At 45.4% G+C, this 8,618-nt stretch carries 6 protein-coding genes; 2 read left to right on the top strand and 4 right to left on the bottom strand.

Annotated elements, in window-relative coordinates; translation table 11 throughout:
- The 3 genes from NI469_RS12660 to dxs form a co-directional block, all read right to left on the bottom strand.
- Window positions 1-1,564: DEAD/DEAH box helicase (locus NI469_RS12660; RefSeq protein WP_253148722.1), on the bottom strand; the 1,564-nt coding region annotated here is incomplete at its 3' end.
- 552 nt (window positions 1,565-2,116) lie between these two features.
- On the bottom strand, window positions 2,117-2,947 hold the full coding sequence (locus NI469_RS12655) for an inositol monophosphatase family protein (protein ID WP_004281534.1): 831 nt from the start codon (window positions 2,945-2,947) through the stop codon (window positions 2,117-2,119).
- 114 nt (window positions 2,948-3,061) lie between these two features.
- Window positions 3,062-4,972, bottom strand: coding sequence for a 1-deoxy-D-xylulose-5-phosphate synthase (dxs, locus tag NI469_RS12650; RefSeq protein WP_005263785.1), 1,911 nt, complete (start codon window positions 4,970-4,972; stop codon window positions 3,062-3,064).
- 309 nt (window positions 4,973-5,281) lie between these two features.
- Here dxs and ribA point away from each other — a divergent pair, with 309 nt between their 5' ends.
- Complete coding sequence (gene ribA / locus NI469_RS12645; RefSeq protein WP_004281536.1) at window positions 5,282-5,884, top strand: GTP cyclohydrolase II; 603 nt, start codon at window positions 5,282-5,284, stop codon at window positions 5,882-5,884.
- Window positions 5,885-6,023: 139 nt separating this feature from the next.
- Here ribA and hemN read toward each other — a convergent pair whose 3' ends face one another.
- Window positions 6,024-7,397, bottom strand: coding sequence for an oxygen-independent coproporphyrinogen III oxidase (hemN, locus tag NI469_RS12640; RefSeq protein ID WP_253175386.1), 1,374 nt, complete (start codon window positions 7,395-7,397; stop codon window positions 6,024-6,026).
- Between the two features lie 237 nt (window positions 7,398-7,634).
- Here hemN and hemF point away from each other — a divergent pair, with 237 nt between their 5' ends.
- On the top strand, window positions 7,635-8,591 hold the full coding sequence (gene hemF / locus NI469_RS12635) for an oxygen-dependent coproporphyrinogen oxidase (RefSeq protein ID WP_253175385.1): 957 nt from the start codon (window positions 7,635-7,637) through the stop codon (window positions 8,589-8,591).
- The last annotated feature ends 27 nt before the right edge of the window (window positions 8,592-8,618 follow it).

Here is an 8,618-nt window from a genome sequence, read left to right as displayed (position 1 = left end):
GATCACCGAAGTCACGCTTTGGACGGTCATCAAACGAACGTTGTGGACGATCACCGAAACCGCCTTCACGACGTGGAGCTGGACGATCACCGAAGTCACGCTTTGGACGGTCATCAAACGAACGTTGTGGACGATCACCGAAACCGCCTTCACGACGTGGAGCTGGACGATCACCAAAGTCACGACGTGGACGATCTTCGCCAAATGCTGGACGTTCGCCACGAGGTTTGTCATCGAAGCTACGACGTGGACGATCATCACCGCCTTCACGACGTTTGAAGTTGCTTTCGCCTTCAAAACGACGACCACCACCGAAACCACCACGACCGCCATCACGACGACCGCCATCACGGCCACGACCGCGACCAGCGCCATCACGGCTACCACGTGCAGGAGGTGGAGATGGCTCAAGACCTTCAATTTCAGATACGTTTAGACGTGCATCAAGGAAGTCTTCTAAAGCACGGATTTTACCGCGTTCACGGTAAGTCGCCAAAGTAATGGCTTTACCAGTACGACCCGCACGACCTGTACGACCGATACGGTGTACATAGTCTTCATTCTTCATTGGAAGACCGAAGTTAATTACGTGTGAAATAGTTGGTACGTCAAGACCACGCGCTGCAACGTCAGTTGCAACCAAGATCTTCGCACGACCTTCACGGATGCTGCGTAAACGACGGTTACGAACAGTTTGTGGCATAGCACCGTGAAGTGCTACAACTGATAGACCTGCTTCAGCAAGTTCTTCAGCCAACATATCTGTGTCTTCTTGAGTTGACGCAAATACTACTGCTTGATCAACGTCTTCTTCGTTCAACCAGTGAGTAAGAAGTTTTTTCTTATGCTCGAAACCGTCAGTCCAATGCAAAGTCTGAGTAATATCAGTATTTGTAGAGTGACCAGTTTCGATCGAAATACGCATTGGATCATTCATCATGCGTTCTGCAAGTGTAATGATACGTGGTGCAAAAGTCGCAGAGAACATAAGAGTTTGTTTGCGGTTTGCAGCCAACTCACCAATTGCTTCTAAGTCTTCAGAGAAGCCCAGGTCAAGCATACGGTCAGCTTCATCGACGATCAACGCGTCAACTTTATCCAATTTGATTTGACGACGATTCACCAGGTCAAGTAAACGGCCTGGAGTTGCAACAACAACTTGCGCACCTTTTAACTGTTGAATTTGCTTACCGAAAGGCATACCGCCCATGATTGCAGCAATACGAACACCTTTCATGTGACGTACAAATGCGATTGCGTCTTGACATACCTGTTGTGCCAATTCACGCGTCGGTGAAATCACCAAAATATTCGGTTGAGTAACCGCTTTCATACGGTCTTTAAACGGTACTAATGTATCTTGGTTTGCCAACGCATTTAACGTAGGCAGTAAGAATGCAGCAGTTTTACCAGAACCTGTTTGGCTTGACACAAGAAGGTCTTTGCCTTCAAGCGCAGCTGGAATCGCTTGTTCTTGTACAGGAGTAGGAGTAGTAAAGCCTAAAGCGTCGAGAGCCTGGGTTAGAGATTCGTCGAGGGAAAAATCAGCAAAAGTTTTGCTCATAGAGAGTATTCACCCTGAAGTGGGTGCTCCATTTAATAAATAACAATTATGGACATCGGCAAAAAGCGGCACAGCAAATAATGCTGAAAATATTAGGATTCAGCAGCGATCCGAGTAACGACGATGTGGATATAACGCACGCATGATTACGGCCGCAAACCTGAAGGAATCGCTTAAGCGATTGGGGCGCGAAGGATATGTCCTCTCTATGGACAGCACGCGCATACAATGATTAGAAGATAGTGTTCAGGTAAAGAACAGAAATTAAGTGCGTGGCGGAATTATAGCAGAATATTCCACAATGTCATTAAGTTTTAAAACTAATTTCCCTTATTCTTAATTTATCTATATATTTCTAATACTTAAAATATAATAAAAAATGTAACAGGCGGTATAAAAAGTCACTTTTCGCCAATTCACCTGATATTTCCAGTATTCAAGCAAACATCAATACACCTGTACCAGTCTCTGGCGACTTAAATTTCCATGCATAAAAAAGGCATCCCGAAGGACGCCTTTTCTCGATATTAGTTCTGATTCATCTAAACCCGATTATTTTGCTGCTTCACCCCAAGCAGGAACAACTGCTTGCATTAAAGGCTTAAGCATTTTCATTGAACAAGCCAAAACTTGACCATTTTCCATAGAGTCGCTACCACCACGTGCATCAACTACAGTACCGCCTGCTTCTTTCACGATCAATTCGCCAGCTGCGATATCCCAAGGCTTTAAACCAAGTTCGAAATAACCATCGAAACGACCTGCAGCAACATAGGCTAAATCCAATGCTGCAGAACCTGAACGACGATATTGCGCGCCAGCTTCAGTTACGTTTAACAAGGTTTGAAAATGGTTCTTGGCATAAGACACAACTTCGCCATTACGCTTGGCACGATAAGCGTGACCAACAGCCATAAAGGTATTTTCCAGGCTGTCTTTAACATTCACACGAATACGGCGCTGGTTCATCATGGCACCACGACCACGACTGGCAGAGAATAGCTCATCTTTCACCGGGTCATAAATCACCCCGTGTTGAGTAATGCCTTTGTGCTGAACTGCGATAGAGATACAGAAATGCGGGAAACCGTTAATGAAGTTTAAAGTACCATCTAGCGGATCGATCACCCAACACCAATCGGCGTCATGACCTTTCCCTTCCTGATAGCCAAACTCTTCACCAAGGAAACTGTGATTTTTATAGCTTTTACGTAGGGTATCGATGGTCAACTGTTCCAAATAACGATCTACACGCGTTACCGGACCATCAATTCCTTTTTCTTCGACTTGTAGATCGAGTTTATGACGATTCTGATGCGCTTTTAAAAGCTCTTGACCAACTAACTGAGCCGCACGCGCAGCCATCACCACCATAGGTTCCATTGAACACCCACTACAAATTTGAAGACACTGATAAAGAATAATGCATAAAAGCCCCGATATCTTAGCAAATATCAGGGCTTTTTTGGGAAAAATGTGTCTAAAATTTTTAAGATATTATGACAAGACGCTTTGCCCTAGGTTGGACCAAGCCTGATTGATTGATTTTTCAATACCTTGCGCATCCAGCCCCGCCTGCTGTAACATCTGTGCATGAGTCGCTTGTGCCATAAATGTATCATCCAGACCCAAATTCAGTATCGGTTTGACAATCTGCGCTTCTGCCAGATATTCATTCACGGCACTACCCGCACCGCCCATCACTGCATGTTCTTCCACCGTGACAAACAGACTGGTGCTTAAAGCGAGATCATCGAGCATTTGAGTATCCAGTGGTTTGACAAAACGCATGTTAACCACACGCACGCCAATCTCATGTTTCACGGCAAATGCTTCAGCAGCGTCGACTGCAGCCTGTACCCGGCTACCAAATGCCAGTACAGAAATATATTCATCATACTGCCCATTAAAGCTGGCCACAATTTCCGCCTGACCGATCGGAATCTCGATCATCTTTTGCTGGATATCGACGCCCAGTCCATTGCCACGCGGATAACGTACCGCTGCCGGCCCTGGATACAAATACGCTGTATGCAGCATTTGACGGCATTCATTTTCGTCTTTCGGCGCCATGATCACGATATTCGGGATAGTACGCATATAGGCATAGTCATAAGCACCGGCATGCGTCGGGCCATCTTCACCAACCAGACCGGCACGATCAATACCGAAAGTAACATCCAGATTCTGCAAAGCCACGTCATGTACCAGTTGATCATAACCGCGTTGCAGGAAAGTCGAGTAAATTGCAACCACCGGCTTCAAGCCTTCACAAGCCATACCGGCAGCCAAGGTAACCGCATGCTGTTCGGCAATCGCGACATCAAAGAAACGTTCTGGATATTCTTTGGCAAACTTCACCATGCCTGAGCCTTCGCACATGGCGGGAGTAATCGCGAGCAAACGTGTGTCTTGTGCCGCTTCATCGCAAAGCCATTGCCCAAATACATCCGAATATTTCGGTGCAGTATTGCTGGCGGCAACGGCGTTGATTTTGCTAATCGCGTGATATTTGATTTGATCGGATTCTGCCGGAGCAAAGCCTTTGCCTTTTTTAGTATAGACATGAATCAGGCGTGGGCCTTTACGCTTTTTCAGCGCATTAAAGACATGCACCAGCTGTTTGACATCATGACCATCGTACGGGCCAAAATAGTCAAAGCCAATGGCTTGGAATAAGTTATCTGCAGCATCGGTCGCTGCACTGTGCAAACGTGAGTTATACAGCCACTCTGGATGCGGCTGTACATAAGCCTCTCCCTGCTCGGTAACATTAACGAATTCACCACGCTCCCAAATGGCAGCCAGATGTTTGGCAAAACCACCGGTACTGCAAGAAATCGACATATCATTGTCGTTCAGCACCACCATCAGATCAGCACTGTGTGCCACGGCATCATTCAAGGCTTCAAAGGCCATACCTGCCGTCATGGCGCCATCGCCAATAATCGACACCACCTCACATGGCTTGTTTTGATAACGGCGCGCCAAGGCCATGCCCAGACCAGCAGAAATCGCCGTCGAAGAATGCCCTACCCCGAAGGTATCAAATTCAGATTCTTCACGAGCCGGAAATGCAGCCAGACCGTCTTTGGCACGAATGGTGGTGAGCTGTTCACGACGCCCAGTCAACACTTTATGCGGATAGGCTTGATGACCTACATCCCAGATCAGGCGATCATGTGGCGTATTAAAGCAATAGTGTAAGGCCACGGTGAGCTCAATCACACCAAGGTTGGCACCAAAATGTCCGCCACTTTGCCCGGCAGCATACAAAATGAATTGACGTAACTCATCCGCCACTTGTTCTAGCTGGCTTTGCTCGAGTGCACGCAGTTGCTCAGGATGATTGATCGCATCAAGCAACGGTGTTACAGGGCGTTGAGTTGGGATTTCTGTATACAGCATATTATGGCAAAGCCTTCTAAAGCCTGGCAAATCTAAAGCTAGGTCAATGGGGAGTACCCGATCATATAGCTGAATTGTAGCAGCTTCAATTCAGCTACGCTTCTAGCGATGCAATATTAAACAATGATCTCGTCGGGGTGAAAAAATTGCAGCCTACGATTATCCTGAATAATCTTACTATTTATCAACTATTATCGTTCGCTTTCTACAAAAAAGAAAATCTATTGCAGAATTTCGACTTTGCAATTCTACCAATGTTCAATCATTACGCTATACTTTAGCCAATTTCAGGATTTAACGGGTTCAGCTGTGCCAATCGAATTTGTCGCAACGTCAAGATTACCTACCGCTCACGGTGAATTTAAAATTACTGTATTTCAAGACCCTGAGACTGGCGAAGAACATGTCGCACTTTCCAAAGGACTTGAAGAAATATCAGATGAGCCAGTGGTGGTGCGTGTCCATTCTGAATGTTTAACCGGTGATGCCTTTGCTTCACTCAAATGCGATTGCGGCCCGCAATTGCAAGCGACTTTAAAACTGATCAATGAATTAGGCCGCGGGGTCATTCTGTATTTACGTCAGGAAGGTCGTGGCATTGGCCTGACCAATAAAATTCGCGCTTATGCTCTGCAAGATCAGGGACATGACACCGTAGATGCCAATTTAATGCTGAACCTGCCCGCAGATGCACGCCAGTATGATATGTGCAGCATCATGCTGGATCATTTACAGGTGAAAGCAGTACGCCTGGTGACCAATAACCCTTCTAAAATTGAGGCTTTAAAAGCCCAGGGAATTAACGTGATCGATCGTGTGCCTTTGACTGTGGGTTTAAACCCTTTTAATGAACAATATCTCAAGACCAAGCACGAACGCATGGCACATCTTTATAAAAAGGATGATTTTTAATATTTTTAAAACCCTGTCCTACCTTATTTTAACTTAACCACTCCAAACCTCCCTTTCTTGCGCTTCGACTTAAAGCAATGCTTAAGTCTTGCTCGGGGAGGTTTTCCCTATCTTTCTTAAAAATGGGGTTAGGGGAAGATTAAATCGTCATCGAGAAAATCCGGTTCTCCGGTATGCGTCGCTTTAAACGTAAATCAAAAGCCATACAAATATTGCGTACAAATGGTTTCCCTTTCTCCAGAATCGTGACTGACGAGTCTGAAAATTGAATCAAACCATCCTGTGCCATTTCGTCAAGCTGTTCCAAAACCTCATCAATTTCAGGGAAAAGCATCTCGGAATTTTCCCATGAGGTGCTAAAGCTGCACATCAAATTTAGAATATGTTGCCGGATGATCAAATCTTCCTGATTTAAGACATGTCCTTTAAATACCGGAATTTCATTGCGCGCCAGGCATTCATAATATTCTTCAATGGTTTTCACATTCTGGGCAAAGCTGTACCAGCTATCGCTGATCGAAGAAATCCCGAGTCCAATCATCACCTGGGTTTTAGAGGCGGTATATCCCATAAAATTGCGGTGCAATGTTCCAGCTTGAAAGGACTGGTACATCGCATCTTTTTCTAAGGCAAAATGATCCATACCGATTTCATGATAGCCATGTGCCAGAAGTTTCTTTTTACCCGCTTCATAGCATTCCCGTTTGATCGCATCTTTGGGCACATCAGCATCTTTAAAGCCACGCTGACCATTGCCTTTAATCCAGGGCACATGTGCATAACTATATAAAGCCAGACGATCCGGCAAGAGTGAATTGGTTTGCTCAATGGTATTTAAAACATCCTCCAGACTTTGGAATGGCAGGCCAAAAACCAGATCATGGGAAATTGACTCATAGCCAATTTCACGTGCCCATTCGGTCACCTGTTTAACATTTTCATAAGGCTGAATCCGGTGAATCGCCTTTTGCACGGTTTCATTATAATCCTGCACCCCATAACTGACCCGACGAAAACCCAGATCATACAATCCTTGCAAATGCTCACGTGTGGTATTGTTAGGATGGCCTTCAAAACTGAATTCATGTACAGGCGCTATGTCAGCTTTGGCCAGAATGCCTTGAATCAGTTGAGCGAGATGCGCCATTGAAAAAAAGGTCGGCGTCCCCCCGCCCAAATGAATCTCTTTAATGATGGGCTTTTCTTGTAATAGCTCACAATATAAATCCCATTCTTTTAATACCGCCTGAATATAAGGCTGTTCCATTTCATGTTTTTTTGTGACTCTCTTATGGCAACCACAAAAGGTACACAGGCTTTCGCAAAATGGTAAATGGATATACAGACTAATGCCTTCGTTTTGATTGGATTCTGCAAAAGACTTTTTTAGCGTTTGCTTCCATTGTTCCAGTGAGAAATTCTGCTCTTCCCAATACGGAACAGTGGGATAACTGGTATAGCGCGGACCGGGAACATTGTATTTTTGAATCAGGGAATTGACCTGTACCGACATGACACCCACCTATTACCATCGAGAAATGCTCAAGCTAATGAGCGCTTGTGAGTTATTGTGCTGAGCTTGAAAGAAGAATTCAACCTAGCCATTTAGTCGGATTAAATGCCATATTCTGCTTATGAATCTTGAAATTTAAAGTCTGGACCGATCAACTGCATTGCCAAATAGACCTTAATCTTTGACTGATTTTATGCTTTGATGTCGTTAGTTTTTTTATTTTCTTACGAGGCTCTGATGCAGCATCCTACATCTACGGATATTCAACGCGTTCGTGAATTTCTCCTCGACTTACAGGCACGGATTTGTGCAGCACTAGAACAGCAGGAACGTGCTGGCGGCGGTACGGCTGAATTTATCATCGATGACTGGGAGCGTCCGGAAGGTGGTGGCGGCCGTTCACGTGTTTTGCAAAATGGTACGGTGATTGAAAAAGGCGGTGTGATGTTCTCTCACATCAACATTTCCAAGCTGCCCGCTTCTGCGACTGAACGCCATCCCAATATTGCCGGTGCCAAAGCGCAAGCGATGGGGGTATCACTGGTCATCCATCCGAAAAACCCGAATGTGCCCACCTCACATGCCAACGTGCGTTTATTTGTGGCAGAAAAAGAAGGCCAAGATCCGATCTGGTGGTTTGGTGGTGGTTTTGACCTGACCCCATTTTATCCGAATGATGAAGATGTATTGTCCTGGCATCAAACGGCGCATGATCTGTGTGTGCCATTTGGCGAAGAAGTTTATTCTGAACATAAACAATGGTGTGATAATTATTTTTATCTAAAACATCGTGATGAACAGCGAGGCGTTGGCGGCTTGTTTTTTGACGATCTGAATCAATGGGATTTTGAAACCTGTTTCCAGTATCTGCAGGCTATAGGCAATGGATATCTAGAAGCCATTCTGCCGATTTTCCAGCGCAATCAGGATAAGCCTTATACCGAAGCACAACGCGAGTTTCAGTTATACCGTCGCGGCCGTTACGTGGAATACAATCTGGTTTATGACCGCGGCACCCTGTTTGGCTTGCAGACTGGTGGCCGGATTGAATCGATTCTGGTCAGCCTGCCCCCGCTTACCGGATGGTCATATCGCCCTGAATGGGATGAGGGCTCACCGGAAAAACGCTTAACAGATTACTACCTGAAACCACATGACTGGTTAACAGAATTAAAATCCAACGCAATGAAATGATACAAACGGCCCTCAAATAGAGGGCTG

This window comes from Acinetobacter lwoffii (assembly GCF_024129735.1).
GTDB classification, from domain to species: Bacteria; Pseudomonadota; Gammaproteobacteria; order Pseudomonadales; family Moraxellaceae; genus Acinetobacter; species Acinetobacter lwoffii_H.
The sequence above is the reverse complement of the archived record's forward strand: the minus strand, read 5'-3'. Positions and strand labels throughout refer to the sequence as shown.